Source organism: Streptomyces sp. NPDC058796, assembly GCF_042745235.1.
Lineage (GTDB): Bacteria > Actinomycetota > Actinomycetes > Streptomycetales > Streptomycetaceae > Streptomyces.
This window is the reverse complement of record NZ_JBHYOP010000012.1, coordinates 224,330-245,961: the sequence shown is the minus strand read 5'-3', so window position 1 is coordinate 245,961 and position 21,632 is coordinate 224,330. Positions and strand designations below refer to the sequence as shown.

The window sequence follows — 21,632 nt, the reverse complement described above, 5'->3', positions numbered from 1 at the left end:
CGTACGGCTGCGTAACACGTACGGCTGCCCGTACGGGAAGGGAACGGCTCGCGCATGGCTTTCGAACCGCCGCGGCGTCTGGTCAGGGCGCTCGGTGAGACGGCACCGGACGGTGACGACTGGTTGGAGAAGCTGCCCGGGGCGGCTGAGCGGGCCGTGGAGTCGCGCGACCTGGCCGTGGAGCGGGTGCAGGTGCCCGGCGGGCGCAGCAGCCTGGTCGTCCTGGTGCGGCGGGCCGACGGGACGCCCGCCGTGCTGAAGCTGGCCCCGCTCCGGGCGCGCCCGGAGAGTGAGCGGGCCGCGCTCGCCCACTGGGGCGGGCTGGGTGCCGTGCAGTTGCTCGACGAGTCCGTCGGCGGTGGTGAGGGCGTACTGCTGCTGGAGCGGTTGCACCCGGACGTGTCGGTGCGGTCGCTGCCGGAGTCGAAGGCGTTGCTGGAAGCGGCGGGGACGCTGCGTCGGCTGTGGGTGGAGCCGCCCGTCGGTCATCCCTTCGAGACGGTGGCGGAGCGGACGGGGCGGCAGGCCGAGGCCATGCGGGCGGGGGCGGACCCGGAGGTGGTGCCGCTCATCGACGCGGCGCTCGCGGTGCGCGGGGAGCTGCTGGACGGCGCTCCTGATGAGCGGTTGCTGCACGGCACGTTCCGGCAGAGCAAGGTGCTCGCCGGGGATCGGATGCCGTGGCTGGCCGTGGGGCCCGACCCGGTGGTCGGTGAGAGCGCGTTCGACCTGGCGCGGCTGGTGCGGGACCGGGTGGAGGACCTCGTCGCGCAGCCCTCGGGGGCCTCGACGACCCGGCGCCGGATCAAGCGGCTCGCGGAGTCGCTGGAGGTGGACCAGGAGCGGCTGCGGGGGTGGACGCTCTTCCGGGCGGTGGAGTCGGGGGTACGGGCCCGGCGCGTGGGGCGGGAGCGGGACGCGGAGTTGCTGTTGGAGTTCGCCGGCTGGTTGTGACGGTTGCGGCCGCCTCCGGCGGTGGGGCGGGGTGGGTGGGGTGCCTGCGGCGGCCTGTGCGGGTTCGGTGGGGTGCGCGTAGCGCGGTTGGTTCGGTGGTGGGTCCGGGCCGCGCCGGGGGGTCCGTCCTCGGAACGGCGCGGAATCGGTCGGCTACGGGGCTGAACGACGCGGACGCGCCAACCGCTGCGGGCGGACACCCCCCGACACGTCCCCTTCCCGCCGTACGCGGCCAACCGACCACGCGGGCTGCGCCGCCGCCGGGCGGGCGCCGCGCCAGCGTGCGCGACTGCGGGCGGTGCGCCGTCACGCCGCCGGGCTGCGGGCCCCGTCTCGCGTAGCTGCCCCGAGCCGGGGGAGGCACCCCGTCGCGCCGGGTTGCGCACCCACCCCTGCGGCCACACCCGCGCCGGGTGAGCCCTGAACGCCGGGCCCAGAGCCCACCCAGCGCCGTCAGGCGGTGAGGCGGGCGATGGCCTCCTCGACCGTCACTTCCTCGCGCTCGCCCGTGCGGCGGTCCTTCAGTTCGACCACGCCTTCCGCCGAGCGGCGGCCGGCGACCAGGATCTGCGGGACGCCGATGAGTTCGGCGTCGGTGAACTTGACGCCCGGGGAGACGCCCGCGCGGTCGTCCACCAGGACGCGGACGCCGGCGGCGGCCAGCTTGTCGGAGACCTCCAGGGCCAGCTCGGTCTGCAGGGCCTTGCCGGCGGCGACGACGTGGACGTCGGCCGGGGCGACCTCCTTGGACCAGACGAGGCCCTTCTCGTCGGCGTGCTGCTCGGCGAGGGCGGCCACCGCGCGGGAGACGCCGATGCCGTAGGAGCCCATGGTGACGCGGGCCGGCTTGCCGTTCTGGCCGAGGACGTCGAGCTTGAGGGCGTCGGTGTACTTGCGGCCCAGCTGGAAGATGTGGCCGATCTCGATGGCGCGGTCCAGCTTGAGGCCGGTGCCGCACTTCGGGCAGGGGTCGCCCTCACGGACGACCACGACGTCGACGTACGCGTCGACCTCGAAGTCGCGGCCCGCCACCACGTTCTTGGCGTGCGTGTGCTCCTTGTTGGCGCCCGTGATCCACGCGGTGCCGGGCGCGACGCGGGGGTCGGCGATGTACTTGACCTTGTCACCCAGGCCCTGCGGGCCGACGTAGCCGCGGACCAGGTCGGGGCGGCCGACGAAGTCCTCGGCGGTGACCAGTTCGACGGCGGCCGGGGCGAAGTGGGCCTCGACCTTGTCCATGTCGACCTCCCGGTCGCCGGGGACGCCCACGGCGACGATCTCGCCGTCCACCTTGACGAGGAGGTTCTTGAGCGTGGCGGAGGCCTCGACGCCGAGGGAGGCGGCCAGGGTCTCGATGGTGGGGGTGTCGGGGGTGGGGATGTCCTCGGCGGCGGGGGCCCCGGTCGCGTCGACGGGGCTGAGCGCGTAGGTGATCGCCTCCGTGTTGGCGGCGAAGTCGCAGTTCGGGCAGTCCGCGAAGGTGTCCTCGCCGGCCTCGGCGGGGGCCAGGAACTCCTCGGACTTGGAGCCGCCCATCGCGCCGGCCGTCGCCGCGCAGATGCGGTAGTCGAGGCCCAGGCGCTCGAAGATGCGCTGGTAGGCGGCGCGGTGCAGGGCGTAGGACTCGGCGAGGCCCTCGTCGGCGACGTCGAAGGAGTAGGAGTCCTTCATCAGGAACTCGCGGCCGCGCAGGATGCCGGCCCGGGGGCGGGCCTCGTCGCGGTACTTGTTCTGGATCTGGTAGAGGATGACCGGCAGGTCCTTGTAGGAGGACGCCTGGTCCTTGACCAGGAGGGTGAAGATCTCCTCGTGGGTGGGCCCGAGGAGGTAGTCGCCGCCCTTGCGGTCCTGGAGGCGGAAGAGTTCGGGGCCGTACTCGTCCCAGCGGCCGGTGGCCTCGTAGGGTTCGCGCGGCAGCAGGGCGGGGAGCTGGACCTCCTGGGCGCCGATGGCGTCCATCTCCTCGCGGACGATGCGCTCGATGTTGCCGAGGACCTTCTTGCCGAGCGGCAGCCAGCTCCACAGGCCGGCGGCGGTGCGGCGCACGTAGCCGGCGCGGACCAGCAGCTTGTGGCTGAGGACCTCGGCGTCCGCCGGGTCGTCGCGCAACGTCTTCGCCATCAACTTCGACATGCGCTGGACCTGTGCGTTGGCCATGGTTCTCGTGTCTCCTGCTGCGTAAGGGTGGTGCTAGGAGGTTAGCCGGGCGGTCCGGTGCGGTGGAAATCGGTTATCGCCTGCGGAGCGGCAGCGGCGCGCCCATCACCGCGTACGGCTTGGGCGCGCTGGGGAACTGGACCTGACGGGCGAGGTCCTGGTAGCCGAGGGAGTGGTAGAGGCCGCGGGCGGGGCTGTCCCGGTCGATCGCGGAGAGGATCGACCGGGGCTGGGCGGCGGCGTCGGTGATCGTGGTGATCAGGGAGCGGCCCAGGCCGCGGTTCTGGTGGGCCGGGTGGACGTGGAGTTCGGTGATGACGAAGGAGTCGTCGAGCCAGGCGTCGTTGCCCTGTGCGCGGAGGTAGGGCTCGACGACGGTGGACCACCAGTGGGAGCGGTCGTTGGGCATGCCGTAGACGAAGCCCACCAGGTCGCCTCCGGTGGTGGCGCCGAGGGCCCGGGCACCGGGGTAGGTCATGTGGCGCAGGACGATCTGGCGGCGGACGGCGACCTCGTCGGGGCCGAGGCCGAACGCGACGGCCTGGACGGCCAGGGCCTCGTCGACGTGGGCGGAGAGGTCCAGTGGGCCGATCACGACGTCCATGTGCGGGAGCCTAGCGCTTCGCTGGTCAGGGCAGGGGGTGCGGGTTGCCGTTCGCGCGGGTCAGAAGAGCACGCTCATGAAGGCGCCCACCTCCTGGAAGCCGACCCGCTGGTACGTGCGCCGGGCCGCCGTGTTGAAGTCGTTGACGTAGAGGCTCACGACCGGGGCGACGTCCGCGAGGGCGTAGCGCAGGACCGCCGCCATGCCGGGGGCCGCGAGGCCCCTGCCCCGGTACTCGGGGGCCACCCACACGCCCTGGATCTGGCAGGCGCGGTCGGTGGCGGCGCCGATCTCGGCCTTGAAGACGACCTTGCCGTCGGCGTCGAAGCGGGCGAAGGAGCGGCCGGAGCCGACCAGTTCGGCGACCCGGGCCTGGTAGAGCAGGCCGCCGTCTCCGGCCAGCGGGGAGATGCCGACCTCTTCGGTGAACATCGCCACGCAGGCCGGCATGATCCGCTCCATCTCGTCCTTGCGGACGCGGCGGACGTAGGGGTCGGGGGCGATGTCGGCGGGGAGGTGGTCGGTGACCATGAGGGGCTGGCGGGTGCGGACCTCGCGGGCGGGGCCCCAGCCCGGTTCGAGGAGTCGCCAGAGCTGGGCGGTGGTGTCGGCGGGGCCGACGATGGAGGAGCAGCGGCGGCCGGCCCGGCGGGCGCGGTCGGCGAAGGCGCGCACAGCGCGCGGGGTGGCGCAGATGGGGACGAGGTTGGCGCCCGCGTAGCACAGGGACGTGAGCATGCCGTGCTCGTACCAGCCCCACATCTCGCCGCCGAGGCGCCACGGGTCGAGGCCGGCGATCTGCACGCGGGCGGTCACGAAGGCGTTGGCGACCGGCTCGCGGTCGAGGACGGCGAGCGCGGCGTCCAGGTCGCTCGGTTCGAGCACGCGGGAGGTGGTCTGCGTCAACACGTGCGGGGGCCTCACCCTGAGATCTGCTGGTCTCCGCACTGTACCTGCCGCGAATATGCCGCGCCGCCCCCCGGGGCGACGCGGCAGAGGCGGAGGTGGATCAGCCCGCGACGGAGACCGAGGGCTCGCCGGAGGTCACGCCGTCGGCCTCCATCTGCTCGGCGATCTTCATGGCCTCCTCGATGAGGGTCTCCACGATCTTGGACTCGGGGACGGTCTTGATGACCTCGCCCTTGACGAAGATCTGGCCCTTGCCGTTGCCGGAGGCGACGCCGAGGTCGGCCTCGCGGGCCTCGCCGGGGCCGTTGACGACGCAGCCCATGACGGCGACGCGCAGCGGGACGTCCATGCCGGTCAGGCCTGCGGTGACCTCCTCGGCGAGCTTGTAGACGTCGACCTGGGCGCGGCCGCAGGACGGGCAGGAGACGATCTCCAGGCCGCGCTGGCGCAGGTTCAGCGATTCCAGGATCTGGATGCCGACCTTGATCTCCTCGACCGGCGGGGCGGAGAGGGAGACGCGGATGGTGTCGCCGATGCCCTGGGAGAGCAGCGCCCCGAAGGCGACGGCCGACTTGATGGTGCCCTGGAAGGCGGGTCCGGCCTCGGTGACGCCGAGGTGGAGGGGGTAGTCGCACTGGGCGGCGAGCTGGCGGTAGGCCTCGACCATGACGACCGGGTCGTTGTGCTTGACGGAGATCTTGATGTCGCGGAAGTCGTGCTCCTCGAAGAGCGAGGCTTCCCAGAGGGCCGACTCGGCGAGGGCCTCGGGGGTGGCCTTGCCGTACTTCTGGAGCAGGCGGCGGTCCAGGGAGCCGGCGTTCACACCGATGCGGATCGGCGTGCCGTGGTCCTTGGCCGCCTTGGCGATCTCCTTGACCTGGTCGTCGAACTTCTTGATGTTGCCCGGGTTCACGCGGACCGCCGCGCAGCCCGCCTCGATCGCGGCGAACACGTACTTGGGCTGGAAGTGGATGTCGGCGATCACCGGGATCTGCGACTTCTTCGCGATCACCGGGAGGGCGTCGGCGTCGTCCTGGGTGGGGCAGGCCACGCGCACGATCTGGCAGCCGGACGCCGTCAGCTCGGCGATCTGCTGGAGGGTGGCGCCGATGTCGGACGTGCGGGTGGTGGTCATGGACTGCACGGACACGGGGGCGTCGCCGCCCACCGCCACGGTCCCGACCTGGATCTGCCGGCTCTTGCGGCGCTCCGCGAGCCTGGTCGGAACGTCCGGCATGCCGAGAGAAATCGCAGTCATCTGCTGTGCAACCCCAAGTCGTGGATCAAGGTCCGGTCCCGTCAGCGGCGGGCTCCGGCATTCGAGATTACGGCACGGACATGAACGTCCGGCACACGGCGTACGGGAGATGCACCCTTTGGCGTCCATCTGCCGTACGGCCGGAGTGAAGCCCGGTCCAGAGGGACATGCTCTCCGGATCGGGCTTCTCGTCGGACCATAGGTGTAGTCCGGTTCGTACGGACATCAGCTGATCCGGACCGGATTGACGACGTCCGCCACCAGGACGAGCAGCGTGAAGCAGACGAAGATGCCCGCGACCACGTAGGCCACCGGCATCAGCTTCGCCACGTCGAACGGTCCCGGGTCCGGGCGGCGCAGCACCTTGGCCGCGTTCCGGCGCAGCGACTCCCACAGCGCGCCCGCGATGTGGCCGCCGTCGAGCGGCAGCAGCGGGAGCATGTTGAAGAGGAACAGGGAGAGGTTGAAGCCGGCCACCAGCATGACGAACATCGCCAGCTGCTGGGTGGGCGGGATGTCCAGGGTGGCGATCTCGCCGCCGACGCGGGCGGCGCCGACGACGCCCATCGGGGAGTCGGCCTCGCGGGGCCCGTCGCCGAAGGCCGCGTCCCACAGGGCGGGGATCTTCGAGGGCAGCGCGGCCAGGGAGTCGACGGCGTCGCCGACGCGGTCGCCCATCCAGGTCACGGACTGGCCGAAGTCCTGTTTCACCACGCCGGTGGCGGCGCTGAAGCCGAGGAAGCCGGCGGTGACGTACTCGCCCTCGACGATCTGGCCGTTGGCGTCCTTCTTGGCGACCTGGTTGGTGGCGATGGTCGCCTGGAGGGTGACCTCCCGGCCGTCCCGCTCGACCACGACCGGCACCTTCTCGCCGGGGTTGGCGCGGATCATGTTGGACAGACGGTCCCAGTCGTCGGTCCGTACGCCGTCGAAGGCGACGATCTTGTCGCCCGCGCGCAGGCCGGCCGCGGCGGCCGGGGAGGCCGGGTCGGACTTGGTGCAGTCGTCGCGGTTCTCGCTCTGCGAGATGACGCACTGGGAGACCGATCCGACGGTGGTGGTCTGCTGGGAGATGCCGAAGCCCATCAGGACGGTGAGGAAGAGCACGACCGCGAGGATGAGGTTCATGAACGGCCCGGCGAACATGACGATGACGCGCTTCCACGGCTTGCGCGTGTAGAACAGACGCTTCTCGTCACCCGGCCGGAGTTCCTCGAAGGCGGCCGAGCGGGCGTCCTCGATCATGCCGCGCCAGGGCGAGGTGGAGCGGGCCTCCAGGCGGCCGTCGGCGCCGGGCGGGAACATGCCGATCATGCGGATGTAGCCGCCGAACGGGATCGCTTTGACGCCGTACTCGGTCTCGCCCTTCTTCCGCGAGAAGAGCGTCGGCCCGAAGCCGACCATGTACTGCGGCACGCGGATGCCGAACATCTTGGCGGTGGAGAGGTGCCCCAGCTCGTGCCACGCGATGGAGAACAGCAGGCCGACCGCGAAGACGACTATGCCGAGGATGAACATCAGGGTCGTCATGCACGGGCCTCCGCCGTCTGTGCCGCCAGTTGCCGGGCCCGGGTGCGTGCCCAGGTCTCCGCTTCGAGGACGTCCGGGACGGTCAGCGAGGTTCCCGCACGGGGGGTGCCGTGTTCCTCGACCACCCGCGTGACGGTCTCCATGATCCCGAGGTACGGCAGCGCGCCGGAGCGGAACGCCTCGACGCACTCCTCGTTGGCCGCATTGAACACCGCCGGGGCCGTGCCCGCGAGCTGCCCGACGTGCCGGGCCAGGTTCACCGACGGGAAGGCCTCGTTGTCGAGCGGGAAGAACTCCCAGGTCGAGGCCTTGCTCCAGTCGAAGGCGGGCGCGGCGTCGGGGACCCGCTCGGGCCAGCCGAGGCCCACGGCGATGGGCCCGCCCATGTCGGGGGGCGTGGCGTGGGCCATTGTCGATCCGTCCGTGTACTCGACCATCGAGTGGACATACGACTGCGGGTGCACGACCACCTCAATGCGGTCGAAGGGAATGTCGTAGAGGAGGTGCGCCTCGATCACCTCCAGGCCCTTGTTGACGAGGGTGGCGGAGTTGATCGTGATCACCGGGCCCATGGCCCAGGTGGGGTGGGCGAGGGCGTCCTCGACGGTGACACTCGCGAGCTGCTCCCTCGTACGCCCCCGGAAGGGCCCGCCGGAGGCGGTGACGACCAGCTTGCGGACGTCGGCGCGAGTACCGGCGGCGAGCGCCTGGAAGAGGGCGGCGTGCTCGGAGTCGACCGGGATGATCTGCCCCGGCTTGGCGAGGGCCTTGACCAGCGGGCCGCCCACGATGAGCGATTCCTTGTTGGCGAGCGCGAGGGTGCGGCCCGCCTCCAGGGCGGCCAGGGTCGGAGCGAGTCCGATGGAGCCGGTGATGCCGTTGAGGACGGTGTGGCAGTCGGAGGCGGCGACCTGGGTGGCCGCGTCCGGTCCCGCGAGGATCTCGGGGAGCGGCTCCCCACCGCCGTACCGCGCCCGCAGGGCTTCCCGCAGCGCCGGCACGACGTCCTCGCGGGCCACGGCGACGGTCCGCGCCTTCAGCCGGTACGCCTGCTCGGCGAGGAGGGCGACCCGGCCGCCGTTGGCGGACAGGGCGGTGACCCGGAAGCGGTCCGGGTTGCGCAGCACGAGGTCGATGGCCTGGGTCCCGATCGACCCGGTGGACCCGAGGATCACCACGTCCTTCGGGCCGTCGCCCGCCACCGGGTCGTAGACGAGGTGGGGGTCGGCGAGGGGGGCTGGACTGTCGCTCATCCCCCCATTGTGGCCGCAACGGCCCTCCGGGAGGACAGCGCGTCCCTCGGTCGGGTGTCGTGAGGCCCCGGGGCAGGGCGGACCATGCCCGCCCGCGTCGACGGGGGCGCCGGGGCCGGGTACCGGCAGGGCCGGTGGGGCCGTGGCCGGATCCGGACGGGACGGCGGAGCCGGAGCGCGTCCCGGGGTCCGGCACGGGGATGGCACCGGCGAGCAGCGCGCCCGGTCACGGCGGGGCGGCCGGAAGGGCGCCGCCGACGGGACGCGCCCCATACCGTCCGCCCCGGGCGGGCTCAGCCGATGGCGCGGCGGACGTTCTCCTTGGTGCTGGCGCCCGGCGCGGCGTCCGCGATCCACGGGCCGTCGCCCGACGGGTCGACGACTCCCTGTTCCAGCCACTCGTAGGCACCGCCCAGCACGCCCTTGACGACCTTGCGGTCGAGGTCGTCGGTGTTGGTCCACAGCCGGCCGAAGAGTTCCTCGACGCGGATGCGGGCCTGGCGGCAGAAGGCGTCGGCGAGCTGGTAGGCCTCGCGGCCGTGCTCGCCCTCGGCGCGCAGGTGCTCGGCGCGGACGCAGGCGGCGCTCATCGCGAAGAGTTCCGCGCCGATGTCGACGACACGGCCCAGGAAGCCCTGCTTGGTCTCCATCCGGCCCTGCCAGCGGGACATGGCGTAGAAGGTGGAGCGGGCGAGCTTGCGGGCGGTGCGTTCGACGTAGCGCAGGTGTCCGGAGAGGTCGCGGTGGCCGGACGGGTGGAAGTCGGCGTAGGAGCGCGGGAGCTGTCCCGGTCCGGCGACGAGCTTCGGCAGCCACTTGGCGTAGAAGACGCCGGCCTGCGCGCCCGCCTTCGCCTTGTCGGAGAGGGTCTTGTCGGGGTCGATCAGGTCCCCGGCGACCGAGAGGTGGGCGTCGACGGCCTCGCGCGCGATCAGCAGGTGCATGATCTCGGTGGAGCCCTCGAAGATGCGGTTGATCCGCAGGTCGCGCAGGAGCTGCTCGGCGGGGACCGCGCGCTCGCCGCGGGCTTCGAGGGAGGCCGCGGTCTCGAAGCCGCGGCCGCCGCGGATCTGGACCAGCTCGTCGGCCATCAGGCAGGCCATCTCCGAGCCGTAGAGCTTGGCGAGGGCGGCCTCGATGCGGATGTCGTTGCGGTCCTCGTCCGCCATCTGGGAGGAGAGGTCGAGGACGGCTTCGAGGGCGAAGGTCGTCGCCGCGATGAACGAGATCTTGGAGCCGACGGCCTCGTGCAGCGCGACCGGCCTGCCCCACTGCTCGCGCACCGCAGACCACTCGCGGGCGATCTTGAGACACCACTTGCCGGCGCCGACGCACATGGCGGGGAGGGAGAGGCGGCCGGTGTTGAGGGTGGTGAGGGCGATCTTGAGGCCGGCACCCTCCGGACCGATGCGGTTGGCGGCGGGCACCCGGACCCGGTGGAAGCGGGTGACGCCGTTCTCCAGGCCGCGCAGACCCATGAAGGCGTTGCGGTTCTCGACCGTGATGCCTTCGGAGGCGGCTTCCACGACGAAGGCGGTGATGCCACCGCCTTGACCGCCTGCGGCGCCCTCGGGCTCGGGGACGCGGGCCATGACGACGAGCAGGTCGGCGACGACGCCGTTGGTGGTCCACAGTTTCACGCCGTCCAGGACGTAGTCGTCGCCGTCCCGGACCGCCGTGGTCGCCAGCCGCGCCGGGTCGGAGCCGACGTCCGGTTCGGTGAGCAGGAAGGCCGAGATGTCGGTGCGGGCGCAGCGCGGCAGGAACGCGTCCTTCTGCTCCTGCGTGCCGAACATCTTCAGCGGCTGCGGCACACCGATCGACTGGTGGGCGGAGAGCAGCGCGCCGATCGCCGGGTTCGCGGATCCGACCAGGGCGAGGGCCTTGTTGTAGTAGACCTGGGTCAGACCGAGACCGCCGTACTTGGTGTCGATCTTCATGCCGAGGGCGCCCAGCTCCTTGAGGCCGGTGATCACGTCGTCCGGGATGCGGGCGTCGCGCTCGATCACGGCCCCGTCGATCTTCGTCTCGCAGAAGTCGCGCAGCTTGGCGAGGAACTCCTCGCCGCGCTGGACGTCCTCGCCGGCGGGGAGCGGGTGGGGGTGGATGAGGTCGAGACGGAAGCGGCCGAGGAAGAGCTCCTTGGCGAAGCTGGGCTTGCGCCAGTCCTGTTCGCGGGCCGCCTCCGCGACCTGGCGGGCCTCACGTTCGGTGACGGTGGGTCGGGAGGAGGGGGTGGTGGGGGCGGACATGAGGCTCACCTCGCCGCGAATCGGCATCGGGGGACGGTACGCCCGCGAAGATCGACACAGTTCGTGGTACGCGAACTTGCGGACGTACGTTACTAGTCGGTGCTACCCGATCGTATGTACCCGATCCCGGACGGGCCCACCACCCTTCGTGCGGCCGTTCGGCCGACACGTCCGAGGAGGGGACGGGGAGAGAAGAAGGTGTCGAAGCGCTTCGACGGCCTATGGACACCCACCTTCAGTAGGGTTACTGTCGATCCACCCTCACCCGCAGTTGTCCACCCCGCGCGCTGTCGAAGCGCTTCACAAACTTGGAGAGCTGGATGGTCACCCTCGCCGAGGTCGCCCAGCACGCCGGAGTCTCGGCGAGCACGGTGAGCTATGTCCTCAGCGGCAAGCGGTCCATCTCCACCACCACCCGCCAGCGGGTCGAGGAGAGCATCCGGAAGCTCGGCTACCACCCGAACGCCGGCGCCCGCGCCCTGGCCAGCAGCAGGTCGAACATCATCGCGCTGATGATCCCCCTGCGCACGGACATGTACGTGCCGGTGATGATGGAGATCGCCATCGCGGTCGCGACCACCGCGCGCACCCACGGGTACGACATCCTGCTGCTCACCGGTGAGGAGGGCCCCGACGCGGTGCGCCGCGTCACCGGCAGCGGGCTCGCCGACGCGATGATCCTGATGGACGTCGAACTCGACGACGAGCGGCTGCCCCTGCTGCGGGGCACCGACCAGCCGTCCGTGCTGATCGGGCTGCCCGCCGACACCACCGGGCTGACCTGTGTGGACCTCGACTTCCGGGCGACCGGCGCGCTGTGCGTGGAGCACCTGGCGAAGCTGGGGCACCGCGACATCGCCGTCATCGGCGAGGCCCCCGCCGTCTACGAGCGGCACACCGGCTTCGCCGAGCGCACACTGGACGGGCTGCGCTCCCGGGCACGCGAGCTGGAGCTGCGGCTGCTGCACCGGCCCTGCGAGGGCGGGTACGACGCGATGGCCGCCACCCTGGCCCGCGTCTTCGACGAGCGGCCGGACACGACCGGGTTCGTCGTCCAGAACGAGTCGGCGGTCGAGCCGCTGCTCGCCCTGTTGCGTCAGCAGGGCCGGGCGGTGCCCGAGGACGTGTCGGTGGTCGCGGTCTGCCCGGAGCAGGTCGCCACCCAGGCCTCGGTACGGCTCACGTCCGTCGCCCTGCCCGCGCAGGAGATGGGCCGGCACGCCGTGGAGCAGCTGATCGCCAAGCTCGACGGGCACGGCAGCGACGAGGTCGTGCTGCTCGCGCCGGAGCTGACGGTGCGGGCCAGCTCCGGACCGGCGCCCGTCCGGTCGTAGCGCCTCCCTCCTTCTCACGCAGGGCCTCTTCCACCCGCAGGAACTCCCCAGGAGCATGCCTCGTGACCCAGCCTGCCCAGACACCGCCCAAGGTCAGCCTCGCCCAGTCCTCCCCCACCGTCGGCACGCTCCGCGAGCGGGACGGGGCGCTGGAGTGGAGCGGCCGTCAGGAAACCGTGCGGATCGAGCCGTGGGGGCCGGACGCGGTCCGGGTGCGGGCCCGGCTCGGCGGCCCCGTGCTGGAGGACCTCCCGGGCGCCCTGCTGCCGGACGCTCCGGCGGCCGGGAGCACCGCCAAGATCGAGGACGGGTCCGGCACGCTCGTCGTCGGCGCGCTGACCGTGGAGGTCGACGCCGAGGGACTGGTGCGTTTCGTGCGGACCGCCGACGGCGGTGAGCTGCTGGCCGAGGAGCGCGCCCACTTCTGGTGGCCCGGCCCGCGCCTCTACACGGCCGTCGGCAACGGGTACCACCGGCTGGAGCAGCGGTTCGCCGCCTACGACGACGAGAAGCTGTACGGCCTCGGTCAGCACCAGCACGGCCGCCTCGACCAGAAGGGCCTGGTCGTGGACCTGGTCCAGCGCAACGCCGAGGTGTCCGTACCGGTCCTCACCTCGAGCCGCGGCTACACCCTGCTGTGGAACAACCCGGCGATCGGCCGCGTGGAGCTGGCCTGCAACGGCACCCGGTGGGTCGCCGACTCCGCCCGCCAGATCGACTACTGGATCACCGCCGGCACCCCGGCCGACACCCAGCGCCGCTACAGCGCGGTGACCGGCCGTACGCCGATGCTGCCGGCGTGGGCGGCGGGCTTCTGGCAGTGCAAGCTGCGCTACCGCACGCAGGACGAACTCCTCGCGGTGGCCCGGGAGTACAAGCGGCGCGGGCTGCCGATCGACGCGATCGTCTGCGACTTCTTCCACTGGACGCACCTGGGCGAGTGGAAGTTCGACCCGGCCGAGTGGCCGGACCCGGCGGCCATGGTCCGTGAGCTGGACGAGCTGGGCATCAAGCTGGTGGTGAGCGTCTGGCCGTCGGTGTCACCGCTCTCCGAGAACCATCCGGTCATGGAGCAGCGCGGGTACTTCATCGGCACCCAGTACGGCCCGATGGCGCACGCCGACTGGCCGGACAAGGAGGTCGCGTCGACGGTCCAGGTCGCCTTCTACGACGCCACCAACCCCGAGGCCCGTGATTTCGTGTGGTCGAGGATCAAGGAGAACTACCTCGACCCCTACGGCATCACCGCCTTCTGGCTGGACGCCTGCGAGCCCGAGCTGAAGCCGGGCTTCCCGGAGAACCTGCGGTACTGGGCGGGCCCGGGGCTCGAGGTCGGCAACCTGTACCCCGCCGAGAACTCCCGCGCCTTCGACGAGGGTCTGCGGTCCTCCGGCGTGGACGAGGTGATCACCCTCAACCGCTCGGCCTGGGCGGGCAGTCAGCGCCACGGCGCCGCCCTGTGGTCCGGCGACATCGGCACCGACTTCGCGACCCTGCGCCGCCAGATCGCGGCCGGCCTCAACACCGCGCTCTCCGGCATCCCCTGGTGGAACACGGACATCGGCGGCTTCCACGGCGGCGACCCGGACGACCCGGCCTACCGCGAAGTGCTCGTCCGCTGGTTCCAGTTCGGCGCGCTGTCCCCGCTGATGCGCCTGCACGGCTTCCGCGACCCCGGCATGCCGCTGGGCCCGGACATGACCGGCGGCCCGAACGAGGTGTGGTCGTACGGCGATGAGGCGTACCCGGTCCTGGAGAAGTACCTGCGGCTGCGCGAGCGGCTGAAGCCGTACGTGCTCGACGTGATGCGCGAGGCGCACGAGGAGGGGCTGCCGGTGATGCGGCCGCTGTTCCTGGAGTTCCCCGGGGACCAGGCGGCCTGGGACGTCGACGACGCCTACCTCCTCGGCCGGGACCTGCTGGTCGCGCCGGTGCTGACGGCCGGTGCCACGGTGCGCACGGCCTATCTTCCGGCGGGCGCGCGCTGGACGGACGCGTGGACGGGTGAGACGTACGAGGGCGGAGCGGCCGTGACGGTGGACGCGCCGCTGGATCGCATCCCGCTGTTCCTGCGGGACGGGGCGGATCTGCCGGTGGCTCACTAGGGCCACCGGGCCGGGGCCGACCGCGCCTGACGGCACGGCCGGCCCCGGCACCGTGTCAGCCGCCGCTGACGGACATGCTGTTGGTGCGGAAGTCCAGGCCGCCGGGCGACGAGGTGATCTCGTAGCCGAACTGGACGTCCCCGATGGTCTCGTTGCCCATCCAGCCCTTGGTGTCCTTGATCCACTTCAGGACCGGCAGGATGTCGACGGTGCCGGAGTTCGAGTCCGAGGTGCGCAGGAACGAGAAGACCTCGTTGGCACCGTTGTCGCCCTTGTAGACGTCCCAGGTGTGGCCGCCGAGGGCGACGGTCCCCTGCGGGCTGCCGAGCGGGCCGACGGCTCCGTTGTAGTTGACCCAGAGCATGATCTCGTAGTCGTAGTCCGTGTCCCAGATGTCGTACGACGTGTTGTACGCGCCGGACGACGGGACCGTGACGTCGTAGCTGCTGCTCAGCGAGGTGAGGGAGGTGATCGGCTTGTTGATCACCTTCTTGGCGTTCGGGTAGGACTTGATGCCGCCGGTGCCCGGGTGGTCGGCCCAGACGCCCCAGTTGGTGCCGGAGTTGGCCCAGACGCACTGGCTGCCGGCGCCGGAGCCCCAGATGTTGTTGTAGAGGGTGTAGCCGTTCAGGTTCGTGTTGCCCCACTGGTCGCAGGAGTTCCAGACGGCGGCCTGGGCGGGGGCCGAGGCGAGGCCGACGGTGGCGCCGAGGGCCAGGGCGGGTGCCAGCAGGGCGGTCAGGGTGCGGGTGCGTGGTGCCATGGGGTTCCTTCCATGGGTGGGGGGAGTTGCGGTGCTGCTACCGCGCCTTGACGCTGATGACGCGGTCCTCTCCGGCGACGAGGTCGAGCGGCTCGCTGCCGGAGGGGGTCCGGAGTTCGACGCGGTGCGTGCGGGCGGGGCGCAGCACGGCCGTCGCGTCGCCGTCGCGCGTCCAGGTGAGGTCGAGGGCCGCCCCGAACCGCGTGCGTATGCCCTTGATCTCGCCCTGCGGGCAGAAGCCCGGGAGGGCGGGGAGCAGGACCAGCCGGTCCGGGGTGGACTGCAGGAGCATCTCGATGAGCACGGCCGGGAGGGCGTGCGCGGCGTCCGCGTTGTAGACGTCGCGGTGGGGGTAGTGCGCGCTCATCAGGGAGACGTGGAAGAAGTCGCCGTCGAGTACCCGGCCGAGGGCGTGGGCGACCCGTTCGGCGTCCCGGAGGCGGGCCGCGATCAGGGCGTGGTGGAGGTGGCCGTGGGCGGAGTCGTTCTCGGCGCCGCGCAGTTCGAGAGCCCGGTGCGCGGCCTCGGCGAGGGCCGGGGTGTCGTACGGATTGATCTCGTCGAGCGGCCAGACGCCGTAGAGGTGGCTGAGGTGGCGGTGGTCGTAGGTGTCCTCCAGGCCCGGGCTCGCCCATTCCGCCAGGGCTCCGTCGGCGTTGGTCCGGTGCGGGGGGAGGCGGCCGGCGAGGGCGCGCCAGCGGCCGGCGTGCTCGGGGTGGCGGTCGGCGGCGGTGAGCAGGGCGTGCCGGGCGGCGGAGAGGTCCATGGCCGCGTTGACGGTGCCCCAACTGGCGTTGGCGGGACGGTTCTCGGGTGAGTAGGACGGGACCACGAGCACGTGGCCGCCGTCGTCGGTCCGGGTGAGGAAGTCCTCGTAGAAGAGCGCGGCTTCGGCGAGCGCCGCGGTGGTGCGGGGGTCGTGGACGCCGCGTATCTCGTCGTGGTCGACGAGGGGTTTGAGCAGCCAGTCCGCGCCCGCCGTCCACAGGTGCAGCGGGTACTCGCGGCTGAAGTGGCAGGTGTGGCCCGACTCGCCGTCCGTGTGGGAGGGGGCGACGACACCGCGGGTGCCGAAGATCGCGCGGGCGTTGTCCCGCCAGTCCGGGAGCTGCCGGTGGACGAGCGCGGCGTGGGCCTCGGTGACCTCGGGCAGGGCGGCGGACGCGGCGGAGGCGGTCTGGAGGTTGAGGTTGGCGTTGGTGGTGAACGCTCCGGACCAAGCGGTGTTCCAGTCGCCGGTCCACAGGCCGGTCAGGCGGGGCGGGAGCAGGCCGCTGGCCGACAGGAGGTGGTAGCGGCCGGCGGCGAAGAGCCGCTCCAGGAGGGCGCCGCCGTGAGGGCGGTCGAGCAGCGCGGAGCCCGGCAGGGCGCGTTCGGCGGGGTCGGCGGCGAGGTCGAGGGTGACGCGGCCGTAGGCGGTGCGGTGCAGGGCGAGGTGGCGGTCGAGGAGGCCGTCGTACGACGTCCCCTCCCGCAGGTCGCGCAGGGCGCGGCCCTCGGTGACCACGTCCAGCTCGCCGGTGTGGCGGCGCACCCGGGTCAGGAGCAGTACCTCCGTGGCGCCCTCGACGAGTACGCCGGGCGGGACCAGCTTCGTGGTGCCGCCGGTGACGGCGACCAGGGTGACGCCGGTGTACGCCAGGCCGCCGGCGCCCGGGTAGCGGGCGCGCAGGCTGAGCTGGGCGCCCTCGGGGGTGAGGACGGCGCCGTGGCCGACGCCCAGCCCGGCGGGGGCGCCGGGGAGGCGGGGGTCCAGGGAGAGGTCCAGGGTGAGGTGCGGGGCGGTGATGTGCTGGACGATCACGTCGTCGGCGCGGGAGACGAAGACGCGGCTGGTCCAGGTGGAGCAGGTGGCGGTCGTCTCGCCGGTGGTGAAGTCGACGGAGCGGCGGTAGGCGGTGTGGGCGTCGCCGGGCGGTCTGTTCAGGCGGAGCTGGAAGGCCGGGTGGAAGGGGCGTACCCATTGCAGCGGGCGGCCGTCGGTGAAGCCCTCGGCGGCGGTCGTGTCCCCGGCCAGGAGGCGGTCCTGGAGGTCGGGGAGTGCGGCGGCGAGCCGGGGCGGGCGGCGGTGCTCGTCGTCGCCGTTCGGGCGGACGAGGGTGTGGTGGGTGACGACAATCCGGTCGGCGTTCGGGTCGCCGAACACGAGGGCGCCGTGGTGGCCGTTGCCGGTCAGGAAGGCGTCCTCCCAGCGGGCGGCGGGCTCGGGCTCCCAGGTGCCGTGCACCGGCGTACCGGTCATGAGGCCGGCTCCGTGAGGACCGCCACGCCGTAGCGGCCGAGGGTGACGCGGTCGGTGACGGTCGTGTCGGTCAGCAGGTCGCGGTGGGTGCCCGGGACGTCCACGGTGACCGGGTCGCGGCCGTGGCGAAGGAGGAAGAGCAGGTCGCCGCGGCGTACGGCCTCGACGCCGGCCGGGAGTCCGTCGAGCGCGGGGCGGGCGCCCGCCTCGGCGGCGATGCGGGCGAGCAGGGCGCGCAGCGCCTCCGGCTCGGGGAGGGTGGAGAGGTACCAGGCGCGGTCCTTGCCGAGGACGGCCGGCAGTCCGTCCAGCTCGCCGCCCTTGTAGCGGACCGTCTCGGTGGCGGTGCCGTCGGGTTCGATCTCCTCCGACCACAGGGTGCCGCTGAAGCCGTCGCAGGTGACCGTCTCGTCCTTCTCCAGGGGCCACCACTCGTGCAGGACGCGGATGCCGAACAGCTCGCGCAGCCGGACGTCCATGCCCCCGGGCCTGACCCGGTCGTCCTCGTCGGCGACGCCGGTCAGGAAGCCGCAGACGAGGGTTCCGCCGCCGCGGACGTAGGCGAGGAGGTTGTCGATCGCCGCGTCCGTGAGCGCGTAGAGCTGGGGCACGAGGACCGCCTTGTAGGGGGTCAGGTCGTGTTCCGGGTGGGCGAAGTCGGTGGTGAGGTGGGCCTCCCACAGCGCGCGGTGCCAGGCGCGCAGGACGTCGGGGTGGTCGAAGCGGGTGGAGGGGCGGCCGTCCTGGGCGCCGGCCCACCAGGAGTGCCAGTCGTGCAGGACGGCGACGTCGGCGGTGACCGTGGCGTCCACCGCGTGCGGGCCGAGCCTCGCCAGGTCGGCGCCGAGCTGCTTGACCTCCTGGTACGTACGGCCGCGCTCCCCCGCGTGGGAGACCATCGCGGAGTGGAACTTCTCGGCGCCCTGCCTCGACTGGCGCCACTGGAAGTAGCAGAGGGCGTCGGCGCCGCGGGCGACGGCCTGGAGGGACCACAGGCGGTTCAGGCCGCGCGGCTTGGGGTGGTTCGCGCCGCGCCAGTTGACGGGTCCGGCCGCCTGTTCCATGAGCATCCACGGCCCGCGTGCCTGCGAGCGGGTCATGTCCTGGACCAGGGCGCCTTCCTGGGCGCCGAGGGGGTCGCGCGGGTCGGGGTAGAGGTCGACGGAGACGACGTCCTCCTCCTCGGCCCAGCGCCAGGCGTCCAGGCCGGACCAGAGCGGCATGAAGTTGGTGGTGACCGGGACGTGCGGGGTGTGACGGCGGACGATGTCGCGTTCGGCGACGTAGCACTCCAGGAGCATGTCGGAGGTGAAGCGCCGGAAGTCCAGGACCTGGGCCGGGTTCTTGAGGTAGTGGGTCCGGCGGGCGGGCAGGATCTCGGCCCAGTCGCCGTAGCCCTGGCTCCAGAAGGCGGTGCCCCAGGCGGTGTTCAGGGCGTCGAGGGTGCCGTACTTGGTCTGGAGCCAGCGGCGGAAGCGGGTGGCGGCCTCGTCGCCGTGGTCGTAGGTGCAGTACTCGTTGTTGATGTGCCACATGGTGAGGGCGGGGTGGCCGGCGTAGCGGGCGGCCAGTGCCTCGGTGATGGCGGCGGCGTGGCGGCGGTAGGTGGCGCTGGAGTGCGAGAAGTGCTGCCGGCCGCCCCACCACTCGGTGCTGCCGCCCTCGTCGCGGGGCAGGGTGTCCGGGTGCAGGTGCCCCAGCCAGGGCGGGGGCGAGGCGGTGGGGGTGGCGAGGACGACGCCGACGCCGTTCGCGTGCATCAGGTCCATCAGGCGGTCCAGCCAGCCGAAGTCGTGGACGCCGGGGCGTGGTTCGAGTCTGGCCCAGGAGAAGACACCGAGGGTGACGGAGTTGACTCCGGCGTCCTTCATCAGGTGGACGTCCTCGTGCCAGGTCTCCTCGGGCCACTGCTCGGGGTTGTAGTCGCCGCCGTAGAGGATGCGGTGGCGGGTCGTGTCCGACAGGTTGGGCATCAGCGGGGCTCTCCGTACTGGATGCCGCGTCCGTTGGTGGCGAGGTAGACACGGCCGTACACGCGGGGGTCGCCGGTGATCGTCTCGCCGGTCCACCCCCACTGGTGCTGGTCGTCGTTGATCCGCGTCCAGGTCCGTGCCTCGTCGTCGGAGCGGTGGACGGCGGTGCCGGCCTCGGTGGAGCCGACCTGGTAGATCGCCGGGTAACCGGCGCCGTCGGCGGCCTTGCCGAAGCCGAGGGTGTACGAGGCCCAGCAGCTGTCGATCTTCGTGAAGGTGGCGCCGCCGTCGGTGGAGCGGTGGAGGCCGTTCCACTTGGTGCTCAGCCACAGGTCGCCGCTGCGGCCGGGCGCCGCCGCCAGCTTGAACTGGGCGTCGCCGGCGGGCAGACCGGTGGCGCGGGCGGTGAAGGTACGGCCGCCGTCGGTGCTGGCGAGCAGCGTCCCCGCGTCGGTGTCGTACGCGTAGAGGAGCGTCGGGTCCACCGGGTCGGCGACCGGCGTGGCGCCCTTGGGGAAGGAGGGGACCTCGGTCCAGGTCGTGCCGTTGTCCGCCGAGCGGTGGGCGGGGTGCCTGGTGCCGTCCCAGTGCACGAAGGACCACAGGAGCACGCTTCCGTCGGCGTTGGTGGCGATCGGTCCCGGCGCCTCCTTGGCGATGCCGGGCTGGGAGGCGAAGGGTGCCCAGGTGACGCCGCCGTCGTGCGAGTACGCGCCGTTGCCGTGGTCTCCCCAGCCCGCCCGGACCACGTACGCCGGTCTGTGTGCGGCCTGTGCGAGTCCGGTCGCCGAGCCGGACACGGGGTTCGTGGCCATGCCGCGCGCCGGGGACGCGGTGAGCCGCTCGTGGTACATGACGCCGATGTCCCGTGAGCCGCTGAGCAGGTGTGCCCGCCCGCGCGGGGGCGAGATCAGCTGGGTCACGGACGCCTCCTCCAGGCCGCGGATCTGCGGGGCCCAGTGGCGCAGGTCGCGGGTGCCGTAGAGGGTGGCGCCGGTGCCGTACACGAGGTGCTTCGAGTCGAAGGGGTCGAGGGCGACGGCCTGGATCCACCAGCCGAATTTGGGCCGCTCCCCGCCCCACTTCAGGTACGGCGTCTCGGAGACGTCGAGGACGGCCGACTCTTTCAGGGAGGTCCAGGTGCGGCCGCCGTCGGTGGTCCGGTACAGGGTGTCGACGGCCGCCCAGCGGTTGTTGGTGGAGACGACGGCGGTGCCGGGGCGGTGGGCGTCGACGGCGACCCCGCCGTAGCCGAAGGTGTCGGCGCCTCCGTCGGCAGTGGTGCCGCCGGGCTCGACGGGGGTGACCTCGGTCCAGCGGTCGTTCGCCGTGCGCAGCTTGTGCACGCCGCCGGTGGACTGGCCGTTCGGGCCGGGTGCGTCGGCGTAGGTCACGTACAGCTCGCGGGTGTGCCGGTCGTACGCGGCGCGGACCGGGACCCTGGCCGCGGTGCCGGAGGGCTGCCCGGGGACGGGCTCCCAGGTGGTGCCGTCGGGCGTGCGGAAGAGGTTCGGCGCGGTGCCGTCGGTGTCTCCCCAGCCGGCGTAGAGGGTGCGGCCCGCGGCCACCAGGAGGGTGACGCCCTGACCGGTGGCGGTCGCGGCGGCGGGGAAGCCGGTGACGGGGGCCCAGGTGGCGCCCCGGTCCTTCGATTTCCACAGGCCGTCGTGCCGGGTGCCCAGCCACAGGGTGTCGCTGTCGCGAGGGTCGGCCAGGAGCCGCTCGCCGGTGCCCCGGCCGTCCTCGTTGGCGCCGAGCTTCACGGTGAGGTCGGTGCGCTGCCAGGTCCTGCCCCGGTCCTCGGAGCGCAGGATCGCGCCGTTGGTCGACCACGCCTGGGAGTACGTGCCGCAGGCCAGGTAGAGCCGGTCCGGGTGGGCGGGGTCGACGGCCATCGCCTCGACGCCGAGCAGGTTCCAGTCGTCCCAGCCGAGGTGGTCCAGGAGCGGGACCCAGCGGTCGGCGCGGTCGTCCCAGCGGTAGGCGCCGCCGATGTCGGTACGGGCGTAGGCGAGGCCGCGGACGCGGGGGTGGAACAGGACGCCGGTGATGAACCCGGTGCCGCCGATGACGACGTTGCGCCAGCGGTAGGCGGGGGTGTCCGCCGCGTCCTCGGCGGCGTGCGCGCGCCCGGGTGCGAACGGAACGGCGGTGAGCGCGGCGGCGGCCGCGGTCCCGGCGAGTACGGCGCGCCGGCTCGGGCTGCGTGACACGGACGCATGCATGACATACCTCGTTCTGTGCGGCTCGGGGGCGGGGCGGGTGAGGCGACCGGGTCCGGGGCGGTGGGTGAGGACG

At 72.4% G+C, this 21,632-nt stretch carries 14 protein-coding genes; 3 read left to right on the top strand and 11 right to left on the bottom strand.

Annotated features, from left to right (window positions below):
- The first annotated feature begins 54 nt into the window (after positions 1 to 54).
- The gene (locus ACFW47_RS28675; protein WP_386307527.1) at positions 55 to 954 is read left to right on the top strand and encodes an aminoglycoside phosphotransferase family protein; all 900 of its coding nucleotides are present in this window, start codon (positions 55 to 57) and stop codon (positions 952 to 954) included.
- Positions 955 to 1,407: 453 nt separating this feature from the next.
- Here the strand turns inward: ACFW47_RS28675 and ACFW47_RS28670 are convergent, their stop codons facing one another.
- The 7 genes from ACFW47_RS28670 to ACFW47_RS28640 all read right to left on the bottom strand — a co-directional run bounded on the left by ACFW47_RS28670 (position 1,408) and on the right by ACFW47_RS28640 (position 10,917).
- Positions 1,408 to 3,111, bottom strand: a complete 1,704-nt coding sequence (locus tag ACFW47_RS28670) for a proline--tRNA ligase (RefSeq protein ID WP_386307525.1) — start codon at positions 3,109 to 3,111, stop codon at positions 1,408 to 1,410.
- Positions 3,112 to 3,184: 73 nt separating this feature from the next.
- Positions 3,185 to 3,715: a GNAT family N-acetyltransferase gene (locus ACFW47_RS28665; RefSeq protein ID WP_386285016.1), complete on the bottom strand. Its 531-nt coding sequence runs from the start codon at positions 3,713 to 3,715 to the stop codon at positions 3,185 to 3,187.
- Between the two features lie 60 nt (positions 3,716 to 3,775).
- On the bottom strand, positions 3,776 to 4,624 hold the full coding sequence (locus tag ACFW47_RS28660; protein ID WP_361205738.1) for a GNAT family N-acetyltransferase: 849 nt from the start codon (positions 4,622 to 4,624) through the stop codon (positions 3,776 to 3,778).
- Between the two features lie 100 nt (positions 4,625 to 4,724).
- Positions 4,725 to 5,882, bottom strand: a complete 1,158-nt coding sequence (ispG, locus tag ACFW47_RS28655; protein ID WP_272587903.1) for a flavodoxin-dependent (E)-4-hydroxy-3-methylbut-2-enyl-diphosphate synthase — start codon at positions 5,880 to 5,882, stop codon at positions 4,725 to 4,727.
- Positions 5,883 to 6,107: 225 nt separating this feature from the next.
- Positions 6,108 to 7,400 (bottom strand): M50 family metallopeptidase, encoded by a 1,293-nt coding sequence (locus tag ACFW47_RS28650; protein ID WP_386285085.1) that lies wholly within the window; start codon positions 7,398 to 7,400, stop codon positions 6,108 to 6,110.
- An 8-nt stretch (positions 7,401 to 7,408) separates the two neighbouring features.
- The gene (gene dxr / locus ACFW47_RS28645; RefSeq protein ID WP_386285013.1) at positions 7,409 to 8,665 is read right to left on the bottom strand and encodes a 1-deoxy-D-xylulose-5-phosphate reductoisomerase; all 1,257 of its coding nucleotides are present in this window, start codon (positions 8,663 to 8,665) and stop codon (positions 7,409 to 7,411) included.
- A gap of 293 nt (positions 8,666 to 8,958) precedes the next feature.
- On the bottom strand, positions 8,959 to 10,917 hold the full coding sequence (locus ACFW47_RS28640; protein WP_386285011.1) for an acyl-CoA dehydrogenase family protein: 1,959 nt from the start codon (positions 10,915 to 10,917) through the stop codon (positions 8,959 to 8,961).
- 320 nt (positions 10,918 to 11,237) lie between these two features.
- Between ACFW47_RS28640 and ACFW47_RS28635 the strand changes: the two genes are divergently transcribed.
- Together ACFW47_RS28635 and ACFW47_RS28630 are read left to right on the top strand one after the other, a co-directional pair.
- Positions 11,238 to 12,251: a LacI family DNA-binding transcriptional regulator gene (locus ACFW47_RS28635; RefSeq protein WP_386285009.1), complete on the top strand. Its 1,014-nt coding sequence runs from the start codon at positions 11,238 to 11,240 to the stop codon at positions 12,249 to 12,251.
- A 62-nt stretch (positions 12,252 to 12,313) separates the two neighbouring features.
- Positions 12,314 to 14,356 (top strand): TIM-barrel domain-containing protein, encoded by a 2,043-nt coding sequence (locus ACFW47_RS28630; protein ID WP_386307524.1) that lies wholly within the window; start codon positions 12,314 to 12,316, stop codon positions 14,354 to 14,356.
- Between the two features lie 55 nt (positions 14,357 to 14,411).
- On the opposite strand, the gene ACFW47_RS28625 is transcribed toward ACFW47_RS28630, so the two are convergent.
- Genes ACFW47_RS28625 through ACFW47_RS28610 form a run of 4 tightly spaced genes read right to left on the bottom strand, consistent with a single transcriptional unit; the run spans position 14,412 to position 21,559 of the window.
- Positions 14,412 to 15,119, bottom strand: coding sequence for a hypothetical protein (locus ACFW47_RS28625; RefSeq protein ID WP_386307522.1), 708 nt, complete (start codon positions 15,117 to 15,119; stop codon positions 14,412 to 14,414).
- 37 nt (positions 15,120 to 15,156) lie between these two features.
- Complete coding sequence (locus ACFW47_RS28620; protein WP_386307520.1) at positions 15,157 to 17,361, bottom strand: glycoside hydrolase N-terminal domain-containing protein; 2,205 nt, start codon at positions 17,359 to 17,361, stop codon at positions 15,157 to 15,159.
- Positions 17,358 to 19,334: a beta-galactosidase gene (locus ACFW47_RS28615; protein ID WP_386307518.1), complete on the bottom strand. Its 1,977-nt coding sequence runs from the start codon at positions 19,332 to 19,334 to the stop codon at positions 17,358 to 17,360. The genes ACFW47_RS28620 and ACFW47_RS28615 overlap by 4 nt, the downstream gene beginning before the upstream one ends.
- Positions 19,334 to 21,559, bottom strand: coding sequence for a 1,4-beta-glucanase (locus tag ACFW47_RS28610; protein WP_386307517.1), 2,226 nt, complete (start codon positions 21,557 to 21,559; stop codon positions 19,334 to 19,336). The genes ACFW47_RS28615 and ACFW47_RS28610 overlap by 1 nt, the downstream gene beginning before the upstream one ends.
- Positions 21,560 to 21,632: the final 73 nt, after the last annotated feature.